General features: G+C 39.3%; 21 protein-coding genes. All 21 read left to right on the forward strand.

Annotated elements, in window-relative coordinates; genetic code table 11:
- Window positions 1-86: 86 nt before the first annotated feature.
- Window positions 87-971 carry an iron uptake system protein EfeO gene (efeO, locus tag M1F97_RS02780; RefSeq protein ID WP_247944318.1) on the forward strand — a complete coding sequence of 295 codons (885 nt, stop codon included), beginning with the start codon at window positions 87-89 and terminating at the stop codon, window positions 969-971.
- Between the two features lie 5 nt (window positions 972-976).
- Entirely contained in the window at window positions 977-2191 is a 1215-nt protein-coding gene (efeB, locus tag M1F97_RS02785; RefSeq protein ID WP_247944116.1) for an iron uptake transporter deferrochelatase/peroxidase subunit, read from the forward strand.
- Entirely contained in the window at window positions 2166-3854 is a 1689-nt protein-coding gene (locus M1F97_RS02790) for an FTR1 family iron permease (protein WP_247944117.1), read from the forward strand. Before efeB ends, M1F97_RS02790 begins: the two co-directional genes overlap by 26 nt.
- The gene (tatC, locus tag M1F97_RS02795; RefSeq protein WP_247944118.1) at window positions 3855-4586 is read left to right on the forward strand and encodes a twin-arginine translocase subunit TatC; all 732 of its coding nucleotides are present in this window, start codon (window positions 3855-3857) and stop codon (window positions 4584-4586) included.
- Window positions 4570-4740 (forward strand): twin-arginine translocase TatA/TatE family subunit, encoded by a 171-nt coding sequence (gene tatA / locus M1F97_RS02800; RefSeq protein WP_049484393.1) that lies wholly within the window; start codon window positions 4570-4572, stop codon window positions 4738-4740. The genes tatC and tatA overlap by 17 nt, the downstream gene beginning before the upstream one ends.
- Before the next feature lie 294 nt (window positions 4741-5034).
- Entirely contained in the window at window positions 5035-5742 is a 708-nt protein-coding gene (locus M1F97_RS02805; RefSeq protein ID WP_247944119.1) for an IspD/TarI family cytidylyltransferase, read from the forward strand.
- A 4-nt stretch (window positions 5743-5746) separates the two neighbouring features.
- On the forward strand, window positions 5747-6769 hold the full coding sequence (locus M1F97_RS02810) for a ribitol-5-phosphate dehydrogenase (protein ID WP_247944120.1): 1023 nt from the start codon (window positions 5747-5749) through the stop codon (window positions 6767-6769).
- A gap of 16 nt (window positions 6770-6785) precedes the next feature.
- Window positions 6786-7643, forward strand: coding sequence for a phosphotransferase (locus M1F97_RS02815; RefSeq protein WP_247944121.1), 858 nt, complete (start codon window positions 6786-6788; stop codon window positions 7641-7643).
- A 1-nt stretch (window position 7644) separates the two neighbouring features.
- Window positions 7645-8523 carry a DMT family transporter gene (locus M1F97_RS02820; protein WP_125838846.1) on the forward strand — a complete coding sequence of 293 codons (879 nt, stop codon included), beginning with the start codon at window positions 7645-7647 and terminating at the stop codon, window positions 8521-8523.
- An 11-nt stretch (window positions 8524-8534) separates the two neighbouring features.
- Window positions 8535-9224 carry a sugar phosphate nucleotidyltransferase gene (locus tag M1F97_RS02825; RefSeq protein ID WP_125847609.1) on the forward strand — a complete coding sequence of 230 codons (690 nt, stop codon included), beginning with the start codon at window positions 8535-8537 and terminating at the stop codon, window positions 9222-9224.
- Between the two features lie 218 nt (window positions 9225-9442).
- Entirely contained in the window at window positions 9443-9919 is a 477-nt protein-coding gene (locus M1F97_RS02830; RefSeq protein ID WP_164978976.1) for a PTS sugar transporter subunit IIA, read from the forward strand.
- Between the two features lie 38 nt (window positions 9920-9957).
- Window positions 9958-10263, forward strand: a complete 306-nt coding sequence (locus tag M1F97_RS02835; protein ID WP_038805326.1) for a PTS sugar transporter subunit IIB — start codon at window positions 9958-9960, stop codon at window positions 10261-10263.
- 44 nt (window positions 10264-10307) lie between these two features.
- Window positions 10308-11783, forward strand: coding sequence for a PTS galactitol transporter subunit IIC (locus tag M1F97_RS02840; protein ID WP_000382509.1), 1476 nt, complete (start codon window positions 10308-10310; stop codon window positions 11781-11783).
- A 107-nt stretch (window positions 11784-11890) separates the two neighbouring features.
- On the forward strand, window positions 11891-12787 hold the full coding sequence (locus M1F97_RS02845; protein WP_132974173.1) for an aldose 1-epimerase family protein: 897 nt from the start codon (window positions 11891-11893) through the stop codon (window positions 12785-12787).
- Between the two features lie 291 nt (window positions 12788-13078).
- A complete protein-coding gene (gene lacA, locus M1F97_RS02850; protein ID WP_000029277.1) occupies window positions 13079-13504 on the forward strand; it encodes a galactose-6-phosphate isomerase subunit LacA in 426 nt (141 codons plus the stop codon).
- Between the two features lie 30 nt (window positions 13505-13534).
- The gene (gene lacB, locus M1F97_RS02855) at window positions 13535-14050 is read left to right on the forward strand and encodes a galactose-6-phosphate isomerase subunit LacB (protein WP_084976231.1); all 516 of its coding nucleotides are present in this window, start codon (window positions 13535-13537) and stop codon (window positions 14048-14050) included.
- A gap of 10 nt (window positions 14051-14060) precedes the next feature.
- Entirely contained in the window at window positions 14061-14990 is a 930-nt protein-coding gene (locus M1F97_RS02860; RefSeq protein WP_247944122.1) for a tagatose-6-phosphate kinase, read from the forward strand.
- Between the two features lies 1 nt (window position 14991).
- The gene (gene lacD / locus M1F97_RS02865; protein WP_247944123.1) at window positions 14992-15972 is read left to right on the forward strand and encodes a tagatose-bisphosphate aldolase; all 981 of its coding nucleotides are present in this window, start codon (window positions 14992-14994) and stop codon (window positions 15970-15972) included.
- Between the two features lie 235 nt (window positions 15973-16207).
- Window positions 16208-17044 carry a PRD domain-containing protein gene (locus tag M1F97_RS02870; protein ID WP_247944124.1) on the forward strand — a complete coding sequence of 279 codons (837 nt, stop codon included), beginning with the start codon at window positions 16208-16210 and terminating at the stop codon, window positions 17042-17044.
- Between the two features lie 35 nt (window positions 17045-17079).
- Window positions 17080-17397, forward strand: a complete 318-nt coding sequence (locus M1F97_RS02875; RefSeq protein ID WP_001078319.1) for a PTS lactose/cellobiose transporter subunit IIA — start codon at window positions 17080-17082, stop codon at window positions 17395-17397.
- Complete coding sequence (locus M1F97_RS02880; protein WP_223327915.1) at window positions 17397-19091, forward strand: lactose-specific PTS transporter subunit EIIC; 1695 nt, start codon at window positions 17397-17399, stop codon at window positions 19089-19091. The genes M1F97_RS02875 and M1F97_RS02880 overlap by 1 nt, the downstream gene beginning before the upstream one ends.
- Window positions 19092-19121 lie beyond the last annotated feature (30 nt).

Here is a 19121-nt window from a genome sequence, read left to right on the forward strand (position 1 = left end):
AATATTAAATTTTCTGACAATTTATTAAAAAATTAAGGAAAGGATGTTATAATGGAACGTAAAATAAATTCAGGCTTCCTGAACCAATAGGAGTAAATAATGAAAAACTAGGTGTTGTCCTTTTATCTTCTGCTTTGCTATTGACAGCATGTGCAGTCCGTTTTGAAAAATCAACCGAGACAAATGATTCCTCTAAGGTGACAGCTTTATCAGATGATAAACAGAAATTACTTGATAAGGCAACCGCAGATTATAAGACTTTTGTTCAAGGACAAATTGATAAGCTTTTAACGGATACAGAAGGATTTGTCCAGCTTTTAAAAGACGGAAAATTGGAGGAAGCCAAGAAAGCTTATCCACTTGTTCGTATGGCTTATGAACGTTCCGAACCAATCGCTGAGAGTTTTGGTGAGTCAGATGTTAAGATTGACTTTCGTCTAGCAGACTATGTGGATGAAAATAAGACTGAGGAAGGTTGGTCTGGTTTCCACCGTATCGAACGAATCCTCTGGGAAGAAAACACAACTAAAGGAACTGAAAGTTATGGGGAACAATTAGTCAACGATATCAAAGAGTTGAAGGCTAAGGTAGCGACTGTTGAAGTCGATCACAAGATTATGTTGACAGGGGCAGTTGACTTGCTTAATGAAGTAGCGACAAGCAAGATTACAGGTGAAGAAGAAATTTATTCTCATACTGATTTGTACGACTTCCGCGCTAATATCGAGGGAGCTGAAAAGATATTCCAACTCTTTAAACCTTTACTAGAAAAATCAGATGCTGACCTAGTTAAAGAATTAGAAGCTGATTTCAAATCTGTTAATAGCTTGTTGAACAAACATATGACAGACAAGGAGCACTACAAACTCTATACAGACTTAACAAAAGAAGACACCAAAGAATTGGCTGAAGCCGTGACGAAACTTGGTGAACCTCTATCACAAATGGGCAAATTTCTTGATGGAGAATAGGCAGTATGACTAAGAAAGACGAAAAGTTTTTTGAGAAAAAAATGGACCGTCGAGAATTTCTAAAAAAAGCGGGTATTGGAGGTGCTGGTCTAGCACTTGGTCTCTCTGGTGCCTCCGCTTTTTTAGCGCCTAAGCTAGACAAACAGGAAAAAATCTCGTACGGTAATGAAAAAATTGACTTTTATGGGAAACACCAAGCGGGTATCACGACCCCTATGCAGAAGAATATCTATTTTGTTGTCCTAGATTTGCATACGATAGATAAAGATAAGATTATCCAGCTTTTTAAGGATTGGACAGATTATAGTAGCAAGTTGGTAGAAGGAGAATTGGTCAAAAAAGATGGTCAGAATGCTCTCTTGCCACCTAGTGACACTGGAGAAACCGTGGGGCTAAATCCTCATCGTTTAACGCTGACTTTTGGTGTGTCTGCTAGTTTCCTAAAAAAGATGAAATTAGAGCAAAAACGTCCTCAACTTTTTAAGGATTTACCTCCCTTCCCAAAAGAGCAACTACGTGAAAAATATACTGGGGGAGATATTGTTATCCAAGCCTGTGCAGATGACGAGCAAGTTGCTTTTCATGCTATTCGCAACCTTATCCGTAAAGGGAGAAATGCGGTGATTCTCCGTTGGAGCCAATCTGGATTTGCTGCTATTGGAGATCGTCTTGAGACACCACGTAACCTTTTTGGTTTCAAGGATGGAACTGCTAATGTAACCAAAGAGAAGGATTTTGATCGTGTTGTCTGGGCTGACAGCAAGGATTGGATGGAAAATGGCTCCTATATGGCCGTTCGTCGCATCCAGATGTTTCTCGATACCTGGGATCGAACCAATCTTGAAGAGCAAGAAAATACCTTTGGTCGCTACAAAGAAAGTGGCGCTCCCTTTGGTAAGAAGAATGAGTTTGATGAAGTGGATTTGAGTCTTTTACCAGATGATTCGCATGTTCGTTTAGCCAAAGAGGTAGATAAGCCACTCTTACGACGATCCTATTCATACTCAGATGGTATTGATGAAAAGACTGGACAATTTGACACAGGCTTACTCTTTATCTCTTTCCAAAAGGATCCTGATCATTTTGTCAAGGTTCAAACCAACCTCGGAGCTACAGACAAGATGAATGAGTATGTAACCCACATTGGTAGCGGTCTTTTTGCCTGCTTTGGTGGAGTAGAGAAAGGAGGCTATATTGGTCAGAAATTATTGGAAGACTAGTATTTGTTTTTTGACTTTGTTTTTTCTCTTGTTAGCTATTTCTCCTGTTAGTGCTAAGGAAAGTCTGAGTTCCTATTTTGTAAAGATTACCGATGCCTCTCAGGCTGTAAAAAATGGAAATCAGGAAGAAGCCAAGGCCCTAGTTAGAGAAATGGCGACGGATTTTGAAAAAGTAGAACATGCTGATTCGGATACTGGAAAGGTTGTCAAGGAGAAACTTGCTCTGTCAGGGGAGATTAGTGAAGAAAATCTGACACAGATCTCCTCTGCCCTTCTAGCTTTTGAAAAAGAGCAAAATCCAGTAGATCTTGATGCTGAAAAGGAAAAGCTTGTCAGTCGCTTAAGACCACGTTTTGAGACTTTGGATAAGGCAATTTCTTCCAAAAACATAGAGCAAGTCCGAGAAGCCTATAAAAAGATGAATTCAACTTGGACACTCAATGAAAGTGTCGTCCGCGACAACAGTACAACTCATTACGGTCAAGTAGAAACTGCTATCTCTTTCTTACGCAGTAGTATTGAAATGGAGCCGACAGATTATGATGCTATCCAGTCTTCTTTTAATGACTTAAAAACTGCCATTGATAATTTCGTAGCTGGCAAAGAAGTGGCGACAAGTTCCTCCAATCTAAGTCTCAAAGATGGCATTGAGCTTCTCAAAAAAGCCTTGGAAGAATTTAAAGCTGGAAACCCAACGGCAGGGACGGCTACCATGAAAGAGTTTATTACTATATGGCCAACTGTTGAAGGTTCTGTTAGTACGACCAATCCTTCCCTCTACACCCGAGTCGAAAGCGAAAGTCCTGTAATCATGGTCAAGGGAAGTGAGAAGGAATATCAAGAAAAATTAGAAAAACTGATTGCTGATTTATCTCAAATTGACACTAGCGCAAACTACAATGCTTTTGATGCTATGCTCATTCTCCTACGAGAAGGAGTAGAGTCCCTCTTAATCGTCATGGCCTTGGTCACAACACTAAAAGCAGCCAAGATGCGCAAAGGACTCAAGTGGGTATACGGTGGAGCACTATCAGGAATAGCTACTAGTCTAGTGATTGCATTTATACTACAAATCGCCTTTCCTGCAGTAACATCAGGGGCCAATCGAGAAATCATCGAAGGAGCTGTTGGTATTTTCGCAGTCGTTATGATGATTTTGATTGGTATCTGGCTTCACAGTAAATCCTCGGTCAAAAAATGGAATGATTTTATGGATAATCAAATGAAAACTGTGACCAAGACAGGTTCATTCATTTCCATGTTTGCTCTTAGTTTTCTAGCTGTTTTCCGTGAAGGAGCAGAGACCATTCTATTTTACGTAGGGATTTTACCGAGAATATCTCGTTTTGAGTTTATCCTAGGTATTTCTCTAGCTTTGTTAGTCTTGCTGATTATTGCATTTCTGATGAACAAGGCTAGTCAATTCTTCCTACCTCATAAGGTTTTCTTCCTACTGACGTGGATGATTTATGCTCTTGCCTTCAAGATGCTAGGTGTTAGCGTACATGCTCTCCAGCTGACCAATATGGCACCCAATCACCTGCTATCAAGTTTTCCAACTATCGACCTCTTGGGCATCTATCCAAGTTGGGAAGGTTTAGGAAGTCAGCTAGTCTTTTTGATAATTGTTTTGGTTGTCACATTGAGACAGGGTGAGAAGTAGATGGATACAAAAGAATTGACAATCGTTGAACATCTGGTAGAATTTAGAAAGAGATTCATTGCTGTTATAGCCTGCTTTTCTATAGTTTTCTGCGGAGCTTTATTGTTTGCTGATCAGCTTTATTACTATCTGACTCAGTCCTTTAATCAAAAGTTGATTGTACTAGGTCCAAATGACATTCTGTGGATTTATTTGCGCTTGGCGAGTCTGATGTCCTTTACCATTACGCTACCTTTTACAGTTTATCAGATTTGGAGTTTTATCAAACCAGGATTGAAAACAGAAGAAGCAAGAGCAATCTTTGCCTATATTCCAGCTAGTTTTATTTGCTTTCTACTTGGACTAGCCTTTGGATTCTACTTTGTAACGCCTGCCTTACTTCAAGTGCTTTTAGGACTTGGGGAAGGATTATTTGAAACTCAATTAACAGCGCAGAACTACTTAGCCTTTGTTTTTCAAACAACCCTACCCTTGGGTTTCATCTTTGAATTGCCTGTCATCATCGCTTTTTTGACGTCGATTGGCTTGATTGGACCAGGGCTCTTAGTTACCTATAGACGTTATGCCTACTTTATTTTATTGGTACTAGCTGTTATTTTGACACCTGCTGATTTTATTAGCGATCTAGCTATGACTGTTCCTTTAATCTCGCTCTATGAGCTTAGTATTGCAATTAGCAAGAGGATAATAAAGAAAAAAATGAAAGGAGAAAAGAATGGGAATCTTACGTGATATCGGTGCTCCAGGATTGATTATCATCGTTCTAGGTGCACTCTTAATCTTTGGACCAAAACGTTTACCAGAACTTGGTGAATCAATCGGTAAAATGCTGTCTGAGTTTAAAAAGGCAGTTAAAGGACTTAGTGACCAAGAACAGGAAAAATAATCTATTCCATCATCATACATAAAAACAAGAAAGTTAGGAACTGTAGCTGTCCAGGCAAATTTGAACAGTTTCCTAGCTTTTTATTGTATTCTTAAAAGTGATTTTAAGTTTTCTTTAAGGTTTGTATTATACTCTAAAGAACTCTATATTAACCGAATGTTAAGTAAAAAATATAGAGGGAAATCTAATTTTATTTCTCAAATAGATAGTTTTCTGTCTTTTCTTCATGATAGAGGCAGATTGTGATATAATAGATGGTAATGAGTTTTTTAGAATAAACAAAGGAGAATATAAATGATCTATGCAGGAATCCTAGCCGGAGGAACTGGCACACGCATGGGAATCAGTAATTTACCAAAACAATTCTTGGAGTTGGGTGATCGACCTATTTTGATCCACACAATCGAAAAATTTGTTTTGGAACCAAGTATTGAAAAAATTGTAGTTGGAGTTCATGGAGATTGGGTCTCTCATGCTGAGGACTTGGTTGAAAAGTATCTTTCTCTCCACAAGGACCGTATCATCATTACCAAGGGTGGTGCTGATCGTAATACTAGTATCGAGAAGATTATAGAAGCCATTGAGGCCTACCGTCCAATCACTCAAGAAGATATCGTGATTACCCACGACTCTGTTCGTCCTTTTATTACACTTCGCATGATTCAGGACAATATCAAACTCGCCCAAAATCATGATGCAGTTGACACAGTAGTAGAAGCAGTTGATACCATTGTTGAAAGCACTAATGGCCAGTTTATCACGGATATTCCAAATCGTGCTCACCTTTATCAAGGTCAAACACCTCAAACCTTCCGCTGCAAGGATTTCATGGATTTGTATGGTTCCCTATCTGATAAAGAAAAGGAAATCCTGACGGATGCATGTAAGATTTTTGTTATCAAAGGGAAAGACGTTGCCCTAGCTAAAGGGGAATATTCAAACCTTAAAATCACAACTGTGACAGACTTGAAAATCGCGAAAAGCATGATTGAGAAAGACTAAGGCTATGATTAATCAAATTTATCAACTGACCAAACCAAAGTTTATCAATGTAAAATACCAAGAAGAGGACATTGATCAGGAGAATCATATCCTGATTCGTCCAAATTATATGGCGGTTTGTCATGCGGATCAACGTTACTATCAAGGGAAACGTGATCCAAAGATATTGGCTAAAAAACTTCCTATGGCTATGATTCACGAGTCTTGTGGAACTGTTATTTCAGATCCAACTGGGACTTATGAAGTCGGTCAAAAGGTAGTTATGATTCCCAATCAACCGCCTATGCAGAGTGACAAGGAGTTCTACGAGAACTACATGACAGGGACCTACTTCCTATCTAGTGGTTATGATGGCTTTATGCGAGAATTTGTCTCTCTTCCAAAAGACCGAGTTGTATCTTATAATGATATCGAAGATACAGTTGCAGCAATTACTGAGTTTGTAAGTGTTGGTATGCATGCTATGAATCGTTTCTTAAATCTTGCCCACAGCAAACGAGAGCGTATAGCTGTTATCGGAGATGGTAGTTTGGCCTTTGTGGTTGCAAATATTATCAATTACACTCTACCAGAAGCAGAGATTATCGTCATTGGTCGTCATTGGGAAAAATTGGAACTCTTCTCTTTTGCAAAAGAGTGCTACATCACGGATAATATTCCCGAGGATCTGACCTTTGATCATGGATTTGAATGTTGTGGTGGCGATGGAACAGGTCCCGCTATCAATGATTTGATTCGTTACATTCGCCCTCAGGGAACGATTCTCATGATGGGAGTGAGCGAGTACAAGGTCAATATCAATACACGAGATGCTTTAGAAAAAGGTTTATTATTGGTTGGTTCGTCTCGCTCTGGACGTGTCGATTTTGAGAAGGCCATTCAAATGATGGAAGTCAAGAAGTTTGCGAATCGTCTGAAAAATATCCTTTATATCGAAGAACCGGTGAGAGAAATCAAGGACATTCACCATGTCTTTGCTACAGACCTAAATACTGCTTTTAAAACAGTATTTAAGTGGGAAGTGTAGGGGATGGAGGTTATTTGTGGAGAAAATCATCAAAGAAAAAATCTCTTCCTTGCTATCTGAAGAAGAGGAAGTCCTCAGTGTTGAACAACTGGGTGGCATGACCAACCAAAACTACTTGGTTAAAACAACCTCCAAACCTTATATCGTTAAATTTTTCGGAAAAGGGACTGAAAAGCTCATCAATCGTCAAGATGAAAAATATAATCTTGAATTGTTGAAAGATTTGAATCTTGATGTCAAGAATTATCTTTTTGATATTGAGTCAGGAATCAAGGTAAATGAGTACATTGATTCTGCCACAACGCTTGATTCAACATCAATCAAGACCAAGTTTGAAAAGATTGCACCAATTTTACAAACCATTCATGCTTCAGGAAAAGAGCTAAGAGGAGAGTTTGCTCCGTTTGAAGAAATCAAAAAATACGAAGCCCTGATTGAGGGAAATATCTCTTACGCCAATTATGAAGCTGTAAGAAAAGATGTATTTTCACTAGAGAAAAGGTTGGCTGACTTAGGTGTTGACAGAAAGTCTTGTCATATCGATTTGGTTCCAGAAAACTTTATCGAGTCACCCCAAGGACGCATGTATTTGATCGACTGGGAATACTCTTCCATGAATGACCCGATGTGGGATTTGGCAGCTCTCTTTTTGGAGTCTGAATTTACAAATCAGGAAGAAGAAGATTTTCTAACCTACTATGAGAGTGACAAAACTCCAGTATCTCGCGAGAAGATTCGAATCTATAAAATTTTGCAAGATACTATCTGGAGTTTGTGGACAGTGTACAAAGAAGCTCAAGGGGCTGATTTTGGAGATTACGGTGTCAATCGTTACCAAAGAGCTGTCGAAGGTTTGACTTATTATGGAGGTTAGGATGAAGAATAAAAATGGTGTCTCTTTCGGTCTGCTCTCGGGTATCTTCTGGGGACTAGGTCTGACAATTAGTTCTTATATCTTTTCAATTTTTACCAATCTTTCCCCCTTTGTGGTGGCGGCTGCTCATGATTTCTTGAGTATCTTTATCTTGTTAGCTTTTCTTTTGGTAAAAGAAGGAAAAGTTCGACTCTCGATTTTTCTAAATATTCGAAATGTCAGTGTTATTATCGGAGCCTTGCTAGCTGGACCAATAGGAATGCAGGCCAATCTTTATGCGGTTAAGTATATCGGTAGTTCTCTTGCATCTTCAGTATCAGCCATCTATCCAGCAGTTTCTGTTTTACTAGCATTTTTCATTTTGAAACACAAGGTATCTAGGAATACTGTGTTTGGTATTCTGTTGATTATCGCTGGTATTATTGCCCAGACATACAAAGTTGAGCAGGTTAATTCTTTTTATATCGGAATCCTTTGTGCATTAGTTTGTGCCATCGCCTGGGGAAGTGAGAGTGTTCTTAGTTCCTACGCCATGGAAAGTGAATTAAGTGAAATTGAAGCACTATTAATCCGTCAAGTAACCTCATTCTTGTCATACCTTGTCATTGTCCTCTTTTCTCATCATTCATTTGCAGAAGTAGCAGATGGACAATTGCTCGGTTTGATGTTAGTCTTTGCAGCATGTAATATGATTTCTTATTTGGCTTATTACATTGCAATCAATCGGCTACAACCAGCAAAAGCAACTGGTTTGAACGTAAGCTATGTCGTTTGGACAGTATTGTTCTCGGCAATGCTTTTAGGTACACCACTCGATATGGTGACCATTATTACATCGCTTGTTGTCATGGCTGGTGTTTATATTATTATTAAAGAATAAAGGAGAATAGCGTGAAAGCAATTATCTTGGCAGCGGGGTTGGGAACTCGTCTGCGCCCTATGACTGAAAATACCCCTAAAGCCTTGGTTAAGGTCAACCAAAAACCTTTGGTAGAATACCAAATTGAATTTTTGAAAGAACGAGGAATTGATGAGATTATCATCGTTGTCGGCTACCTTAAAGAACAATTTGCCTATCTAAAAGAAAAATATGGTGTTCGTTTAGTCTTTAACGATAAGTATGCCGATTACAATAACTTTTACTCACTTTACCTCGTTAAAGAAGACTTAGCTAACAGCTATGTTATTGATGCGGATAACTATCTTTTCAAAAATATGTTTAGAGACGATCTTAAACGTTCAACCTATTTCAGTGTTTATCGTGAAGACTGTGAGAATGAATGGTTCTTGGTTTATGGTGATGACTATAAAGTTCAAGACATCATCGTTGATAGCAAGGCTGGTCGTATTCTGAGCGGCGTATCATTCTGGGATGCTCCAACTGCTGAAAAGATTGTTGGTTTTATTGACAAAGCATACGCAAGCGGCGAATTTGTTGATCTCTATTGGGATAACATGGTTAAGGATAATATCAAAGAATTAGATGTGTATGTTGAAGAATTAGAAGACAATAGCATCTATGAAATCGATAGTGTCAAGGACTATCAAAAGCTAGAAGAAATTTTATCTTCCATTAACTAAATAACATTAGAAATTAGTAACAGAAAGACCCATTTTGGTCTTTTTTTGTTTGAAATGCACGAAAATAGAATTTAAAAAGATTGTTTGATAATGATTATAATTAATTAACAAAACACAATCAACAAAAAAGAAACAAAATAAAACAAAAAGTATTGACAACGATTTCATATAGTGTTATACTTATAACGTAAAAGTTAATTGAAAGAAGGGAAACTGTTATGGGATTAGATCATTTCTTTGACAAAAACCTGGTGTTTTGCTTAGAAGCGGATAATCAAGAACAACTCTTTGATCAGGTAGCAACCCTGTTGGAAAAACGAGAAATAGTGACTCCAACTTATCGTGAAGCCTTGATCACGCGTGAAAAGTCATTTCCAACTGGCTTAGATATGGAATTTCTGGGAAAGGACTTGCCAAATGTAGCGATTCCTCATACAGATATTGTTCACAATCTAGCTGAGAAAGTGGTGGTTGTTCGATTAGAAAAACCAGTAACTTTTCACAATATGATTGCTCCTGATAAGGAAGTGGAAGTATCTCTACTCTTCTTTATCATTAACAATTCAAGTTCGAGTCAAACAAATATTCTGGCTCAGTTGATGGACTTTTTCACAGGGAATAGCCATCTGGAAGATTTATCAAAAATTTCTGAACCAGAAAAACTTTATGCTTATATAGCTGAAGCAACAGCTTAATCTTGCCTATTAAAAAAATAAAATCGGAGGAAATCCTAATGATTAAAATTCTCGCTGCCTGCGGTGCAGGTGTTAACTCAAGTCACCAAATTAAAAGTGCTCTTGAAGAAGAACTCGCAAATCGCGGTTACGATGTTCACTGTGATGCAGTTATGGTAAAAGATGTGAATGAAGACCTTATGAAAGGCTACGATATCTTTACACCAATCGCTGCAACAGATCTTGGCTTTGAACCAGGTATTCCAGTTATCGAAGCTGGACCAATCTTGTTCCGTATTCCAGCAATGAGCGCTCCTGTATTTGACAATATTGAGGCAGCTATCAAAGAACACGGACTAAGTTAATTATTATTTTGTAAGATTCCATAAAAATAAAGGGAGGAACTATTATGGATGTCATTATCGAACTAGCCAATAAGATTTTCAAGCCAGTCTTGGAAATGGGTGGTCCTATCATCATGCTGATCATCTTGACAGTATTGGCCTTACTATTTGGAGTGAAATTCTCCAAAGCGCTTGAAGGTGGTATCAAACTTGCCATCGCTCTTACTGGTATCGGTGCTATCATCGGTATGCTCAACGGAGCTTTCTCAGCATCTCTTGCGAAATTCGTTGAAAATACTGGTATTCAATTGAACATCACTGACGTTGGTTGGGCACCACTTGCTACGATCACTTGGGGATCTGCTTGGACACTTTACTTCTTGCTTGTAATGTTGATTGTCAACGTTGTGATGCTTGCAATGAAGAAAACGGACACACTTGACGTCGACATCTTTGACATCTGGCACTTGTCAATCACTGGTCTTTTGATTAAATGGTACGCAGACAACAACGGTGTAAGCCAAGGGGTTTCACTCTTCATCGCAACTGCTGCAGTTGTCCTTGTAGGTGTTTTGAAAATCATCAACTCTGACTTGATGAAACCAACTTTCGATGACCTTCTTAACGCACCAAGTTCATCACCAATGACTTCAACTCACATGAACTACATGATGAACCCAGTTATCATGGTCTTGGATAAGATCTTCGATAAAGTATTGCCAGGTCTTGATAAATATGACTTTGACGCTGCAAAATTGAACAAGAAAATCGGTTTCTGGGGATCTAAATTCTTCATCGGTTTCATCCTTGGTATCGTTATTGGTTTGATGGGGACTCCACATCCAGTTGCTGGTGTAGAAGGAGCCGATAAATGGGAACTTGTTATTAAAGGTTGGTTGAGCCTTGGTTTGACTGCCGGTGTCTGCTTGGAGCTCTTCTCACTTATCGGATCTTGGTTCATCGCAGCCGTAGAACCACTTTCACAAGGTATCACAAACGTTGCTACTAAACGTCTTCAAGGACGTAAATTCAACATCGGTCTTGACTGGCCTTTCATCGCTGGTCGTGCTGAAATCTGGGCTTGTGCCAACGTACTTGCTCCAATCATGCTAGTAGAAGCAGTGCTTCTTTCAAACGTCGGAAATGGTATCTTGCCGCTTGCAGGTATCATCGCTATGGGTGTAACTCCAGCTCTCTTGGTTGTTACTCGTGGTAAATTGCTCCGTATGATCATCTTCGGAACACTCTTGTTGCCACTCTTCCTTCTTTCAGGTACTCTTATCGCTCCATTTGCAACTGAACTTGCTAAAGGTGTAGGTGCCTTCCCAGAAGGTGTGAGCCAAACTCAATTGATCACTCACTCAACTCTTGAAGGACCAATCGAAAAACTATTTGGTTGGGCAATTGGTAATGCTACAACAGGTGATATCAAAGCAATCCTTGGTGCAGCGGCCTTCCTTGTATTCTATGTAGGTATCTTTGCTTGGTATAGAAAACAAATGATCAAACGTAACGAAGAATACGCAGCAAATGCTAAATAATTCGCTCCTATAAAATGTAAATTGTGAAAACTAGGTTGTCAATTTCCGACATTGGGAGTGGCAACCTAGTTTTTTATATAAAGATCTAAAAATAGTTGGAGAACATTATGGTAATTGAAATAAAATCAGACCAGTTAACGGTTCAATTTAAAACCTTAGGTGGCGCCTTGTCGTCTATTAAGGACCGAGATGGCATTGAGTATCTGTGGCAAGGAGATTCCACTTACTGGAGCGGACAAGCTCCAGTACTATTTCCAATCTGTGGCTCTTTGAGAGAGGATACAGCCTTCTATAGCCACGAAGATGGAACGGAGACGAAAGGAACCATTCCGCGTCATGGTTTAGTCCGTAAAAAAGAATTTGAATTAGTTGAACAAACAGAAAACAGCGTAACTTTTGCTATCGAAGATGATGAGAATACTTATCAGAACTACCCTTATCATTTCCGCCTTGAAATCACTTATCTAGTGAATGGCAAGACTGTCCGTACTCAATACAAAGTTTTCAATAGAGAAACTAATAAAGTAATGCCATTCTTTGTAGGAGGACATCCAGGATTTAATTGTCCTCTGCTAGATGGCGAAACTTATGAAGATTACTATATAGAGTTTGATAAAGAAGAGACTTGCTCTGTTCCACGTCCTTTCCCAGAAACTGGACTCTTAGACTTCCAAGATAGAAGTCCATGGTTGGATTCACAAAAGGAAGTGGACCTCAGTTACGATCTGTTTAGTGTTGATGCAGTGACTTTGGATGAGTTGCAATCCAGAACAATTTCCCTTCGTTCGCGCAAGCATGAGAAGGGATTAAAAGTACACTTCCAAGAGTTCTCAAATCTCATCATTTGGTCAACTTTGAATAAGGGACCTTTCATCGCGTTTGAACCATGGTCTGGATTGTCAACATCTCTTGAAGAAGGAGATCATTTAGAAGATAAGAAAAACGTTCGTCTCTTGGAACCCGGTCAAGTGGATCAAATTGGTTTTGATATTGAAATCTTTTAGATTAAAAAATATAACACAAAAACAAACATTTACTGTTGACTTTTTCTGAAAATAGGAGTATATTATGTTTGTAAAAAACAAATGATGTTTGTAACAAACAAATAATCACTTGTTATATTCTCTTTCGCGGAGAAAGATTATTTCTAGGAACTTGATTTCCTGGACTTGGATAAGGTGTTATTCATCTCATTCAATCAAATTTGTCAATAAACTGCTAGAAAGTCTTTTGTAGGTAAACTGCTAGCTATAAAAGTCTTTACTGGCCTAGAATAATAAAAAGGAGTAAACAATATGTCTATTGTTATCGGTGCAGATGCTGCAGGTTTGAGATTGAAAGAAGTTGTGAAAGACTTCTTGGAAAAAGAAAACTTCCACGTTGTGGATGTTACAGCTGAAGGTCAAGACTTTGTTGATGTGACTCTTGCTGTTGCTGCAGAAGTAAACAAAGAAGAACAAAATCTTGGTATCGTGATTGATGCCTATGGTGCTGGTCCATTCATGGTCGCAACTAAAATCAAAGGAATGGTTGCTGCAGAAGTATCTGACGAACGTTCAGCTTATATGACTCGTGGACACAACAACTCACGTATGATCACTATGGGTGCACAACTTGTTGGTGACGAATTGGCTAAAAACATTGCTAAAGGTTTTGTTAACGGTAAATACGACGGTGGTCGTCACCAGATTCGTGTCGATATGTTGAACAAAATGTGCTAATTAGATTACAGTAAGAAAGGTAAGATAAAAATGAGAATTGCAATTGGATGTGACCACATCGTAACAGATGAAAAAATGGCGGTTTCAGAATTTTTGAAATCAAAAGGACATGAAGTCATTGACTTTGGTACTTACGATCATGCTCGAACACACTACCCAATTTTTGGTAAAAAAGTTGGTGAAGCCGTTACAAGCGGTCAAGCTGATCTTGGGGTATGTATCTGTGGTACTGGTGTTGGTATCAATAACGCTGTAAATAAAGTTCCTGGTGTTCGTTCTGCCTTGGTTCGTGATATGACAACAGCACTTTATGCAAAAGAACAATTGAACGCCAACGTTATCGGTTTTGGTGGTAAAATCACTGGCGAATTGCTTATGTGCGATATCATTGAAGCGTTTATCAAAGCTGAATACAAACCGTCTGAAGAAAACAAAAAATTGATTGCTAAAATCGAACACGTTGAAACTCACAATGCTCATCAAGCAGATGCAAACTTCTTTACAGAATTCCTTGAAAAATGGGATCGCGGTGAATACCACGACTAAGAGGTGACGCATGATTTTAACAGTCACAATGAATCCATCCATTGATATTTCTTATCCTTTGGGTGAATTGAAAATTGACACTGTCAACCGTGTGGTGGACGTTACCAAAACAGCTGGTGGTAAAGGACTCAATGTCACACGAGTTCTTTCAGAATTTGGTGATTCTGTTGCTGCTACTGGTCTAGTTGGGGGCAAACTCGGTGACTATCTAGTAGAAAACATTGACGATAAGGTAAGTAAACGTTTCTTCTCGATTCAAGGAGAGACTCGTAACTGTATCGCTATTCTACACGGAGACAACCAAACAGAAATTCTTGAGAAAGGGCCTGAAGTATTGGAACAAGAAGGGCAAGATTTCTTGGCTCATTTCGAAAATCTCCTTGACACTGTGGAAGTAGTAGCTATCTCTGGTAGCCTGCCAGCAGGTCTTCCAGTTGACTACTATGCGAGCTTAGTAGAACTTGCTAATCGCGCAGGAAAACCAGTTGTTCTAGACTGCTCAGGTGCAGCTCTTCAGGCTGTCCTTGAATCACCACATAAACCAACAGTTATTAAACCAAATAACGAAGAATTGTCTCAGCTTCTTGGGAAAGAAGTTTCTGAGGATTTGGATGAATTAAAAGAAGTTCTTCAAGAGCCTCTATTTGCAGGGATTGAGTGGATTATCGTTTCACTTGGTGCAAATGGTGCTTTTGCAAAACACGGTGATACTTTCTACAAGGTAGATATTCCTAGAATTCAAGTAGTTAATCCTGTCGGATCTGGAGATTCTACTGTTGCAGGTATTTCATCAGGTCTTCTTCATAAGGAATCTGATCAAGAACTCCTCATCAAGGCCAATGTCCTTGGTATGCTCAATGCCCAAGAAAAGATGACAGGTCATGTCAATATGGCCAACTATCAAGCTTTATATGATCAATTAATAGTAAAAGAGGTATAAAATGGTTTTAACAGAAAATAAACGTGCTTGCTTGCAAAAACTCTCTGACGAGAACAGCATTATCTCAGCTCTTGCCTTTGACCAACGGGGTGCTTTGAAACGCCTCATGGCTCAATACCAAACAGAAGAACCAACAGTTGCTCAAATGGAAGAACTTAAAGTATTGGTTGCAGATGAATTGACCAAATACGCATCATCTATGCTTCTCGACCCTGAGTATGGTCTTCCAGCTACAAAAGCGCTTGATCCAAATGCTGGTCTTCTCCTTGCTTATGAGAAAACTGGCTACGACACAACAAGCACTAAACGCTTACCAGACTGCTTGGATATTTGGTCTGCAAAACGCATCAAGGAACAAGGCGCAGACGCTGTCAAATTCTTGCTTTACTATGACGTAGACAGCGCTGACGAACTCAACCAACAAAAACAAGCCTACATCGAACGCATCGGTTCAGAGTGTGTGGCGGAAGATATTCCATTCTTCCTTGAAATCCTCGCTTACGATGAAAAAATCGCTGACGCAGGTTCTGCAGAATATGCCAAAGTGAAACCGCACAAGGTTATCGGTGCCATGAAGGTCTTCTCAGACCCACGCTTCAACATCGATGTTTTGAAAGTGGAAGTTCCAGTTAACGTCAAATACGTTGAAGGCTTTGGTGATGGTGAAATCGTCCATACTCGCGAAGAAGCTGCAGACTTCTTCAAAGCACAAGATGAAGCAACTAACTTGCCATACATCTACTTGAGTGCTGGTGTATCAGCTAAACTCTTCCAAGATACTCTTGTCTTTGCCCACGAATCAGGCGCAAACTTCAACGGCGTTCTTTGTGGACGTGCAACATGGGCTGGATCAGTTGAAGCTTACATCAAAGACGGTGAAGCAGCAGCTCGCGAATGGCTACGTACAACAGGTTTTGAGAACATTGACGAACTCAACAAAGTTCTTCAAACAACAGCGACTTCATGGAAAGAACGCGTGTAAAATCTTCCTCCTAGTTTAGGAACATGAATCTAAAAAAATTTTAAAAAAAAGTTACATGTAAAGGTTTACAAAATAACTTACTTGTGCTATACTTAAATCACAAGTTAATACAAGGTGAGTGTTACTAAGTAATATTAGGCATGATCACAGGTGGATTAGAAATCAAAGGATTTTCTAGTTCATTTGTGGTCATTTTTTGTACTCATATACCTTTAAGATATAAAAGGAGGTTGACATGTATCGAATTCTAAACCCAATGAATCACAACGTCTCGCTTGTCAGAAATGATAAAGGAGAAGAAGTGATTGTGATTGGTAAGGGGATTACATTTGGGAAAAAGAAGGGGGATTTGATTGCTGAAGATCAAGTTGAAAAAATCTTTCGGATGAAGACAGAAGAGTCCAGAGAGAACTTTATGGCTCTCCTCAAAGATGTTCCGCTTGATTTTATCACAGTAACCTACGAGATCATTGATAATCTTTCTAAGAAATATCACTATCCGATTCAAGAATATCTCTATGTGACCTTGACAGATCATATTTACTGTTCTTACCAAGCTCTAACACAAGGAAGGTACAAGGATAGCAATCTGCCAGATATTTCTACTAAGTATCCTGTTGCTTTTCAAATCGCAAACGAAGCTTTTGAAATTTATCGTCAGAAGTTGACAGATCATTTCCCTGAGGACGAAATTATTCGGATCGCTTATCATTTCATCAATGCCGAAGGGGAGAACGAAGTTCAAGTGGTTGAGTCGATAGATAAGAGGAAAGAAATCCTCAGGAATGTTGAAGAAGTGCTGAAAAGTTACGCTATTCAACGAACCAAAGAGAATAACCATTTCTATGATCGCTTTATGATTCATCTCAACTATTTTTTGGATTATTTAGACCGTTCCAGAGATGATAATCAATCGCTTCTGGATATGGAAGACCATATCAAACAATCCTATCCAAAGGCATTTGAGGTCGGCTCCAAGATTTATGATGTGATTACGCAACATACGGGTCTTGATTTGTATAAAAGTGAACGAGTTTATCTAGTTCTACATATCCAACGTTTATTGTCATAAAAATTTAATTAAAAATACATAAGGAGAATTCTATCATGAATAGAGAAGAAGTAACATTGTTAGGTTTTGAAATCGTAGCCTATGCTGGCGATGCTCGTTCAAAACTATTGGAAGCCTTGAAGGCTGCTGAAGCTGGCGATTTTGCGAAAGCAGATAGCTTAGTCGAGGAAGCTGGTGGTTGCATCGCTGAGGCACACCACGCGCAAACAAGCCTTTTGACTAAGGAGGCAGCTGGTGAAGATTTGGCCTATAGTGTAACCATGATGCACGGTCAGGATCACTTGATGACAACTATCTTGCTCAAAGATTTGATGCACCATTTAATCGAACTCTACAAGAGAGGAGTTAAGTAATGAACAAACTAATTGCTTTTATCGAGAAAGGAAAGCCTTTCTTTGAGAAACTATCTCGTAATATCTATCTTCGTGCCATTCGTGATGGTTTCATTGCTGGTATGCCTGTCATTCTCTTCTCAAGTATCTTTATCTTGATTGCTTTTGTACCAAACTCATGGGGCTTTAAATGGTCTGATGATGTTGTTAATCTCCTCATGAAACCTTATAGCTATTCAATGGGGATTCTAGCTCTCTTGGTAGCTGGTACAACAGCTAAATCTTTGACCGACTCAGTTAACCGTAGCATGGAAAAAACCAACCAAATCAACTATATGTCAACGCTGTTGGCAGCGATTGTCGGTTTGTTGATGTTAGCGGCTGATCCGATTGAGGGTGGCTTTGCGACAGGTTTCCTTGGGACAAAAGGTTTACTTTCAGCTTTTCTTGCTGCCTTTGTTACTGTAGCCATCTATAAGGTTTGTGTTAAGAATAACGTTACCATTCGTATGCCTGACGAAGTTCCACCCAATATCTCACAAGTCTTTAAAGATGTGATTCCATTCACTCTTTCAGTTGTTTCTCTATATGTTCTTGATTTACTTGCACGTCAATTTGTTGGAGTAAGCGTAGCTGAATCAATCGGTAAATTCTTTGCACCATTATTCTCTGCTGCTGATGGTTATCTAGGTATTACCATTATCTTTGGAGCTTTTGCCTTCTTCTGGTTTGTGGGTATCCACGGTCCTTCCATCGTCGAGCCTGCAATCGCAGCGATTACCTATGCAAATGCTGAAGTCAACTTAAACCTTCTCCAACAAGGGATGCATGCAGACAAGATCCTTACTTCAGGTACACAAATGTTTATCGTTACCATGGGTGGTACGGGTGCAACACTGGTTGTTCCATTCATGTTCATGTGGTTAACAAAATCAAAACGAAACCGTGCGATCGGACGTGCGTCAGTAGTACCAACCTTCTTCGGAGTTAACGAACCAATTCTGTTTGGTGCACCACTTGTCTTGAACCCAATTTTCTTTATTCCATTTATCTTTGCGCCAATTGCCAACGTATGGATCTTTAAATTCTTCATTGAAACGCTTGGCATGAACTCATTTACAGCCAACCTTCCTTGGACAACACCAGGTCCGCTCGGTATTGTTCTCGGTACAAACTTCCAATTCTTGTCATTTGTACTTGCTGCTTTGTTAATCCTTGTTGACGTAGCCATTTACTACCCATTCCTCAAGGTTTATGATGAACAAATTCTAGAAGAAGAGCGTTCTGGTAAAGTCAATGATGAATTGAAAGAAAAAGTAGCAGCAAACTTCAACACTGCCAAAGCAGATGCTATTCTTGAAAAAGCTGGTGTAGAAGCAGCGCAAAACACAATCACAGAAGAAACAAATGTTCTCGTTCTCTGTGCAGGAGGAGGTACAAGTGGTCTCCTTGCAAATGCTCTAAACAAGGCAGCTGCGGAGTACAATGTTCCTGTTAAAGCAGCAGCTGGTGGCTATGGAGCTCACCGTGAAATGTTGCCAGAGTTTGATCTGGTTATCCTTGCTCCTCAAGTTGCTTCAAACTTTGAAGACATGAAGGCCGAAACCGACAAACTTGGTATCAAACTTGCTAAGACAGAAGGTGGCCAATACATTAAACTGACTCGTGATGGAAAAGGCGCTCTTGCCTTTGTTCAAGCGCAGTTCGAAGAATAAAATGTAAATAGCGAAGAAGTGAGATGGAGG

This window comes from Streptococcus oralis (genome assembly GCF_023110435.1).
GTDB lineage: Bacteria > Bacillota > Bacilli > Lactobacillales > Streptococcaceae > Streptococcus > Streptococcus oralis_CF.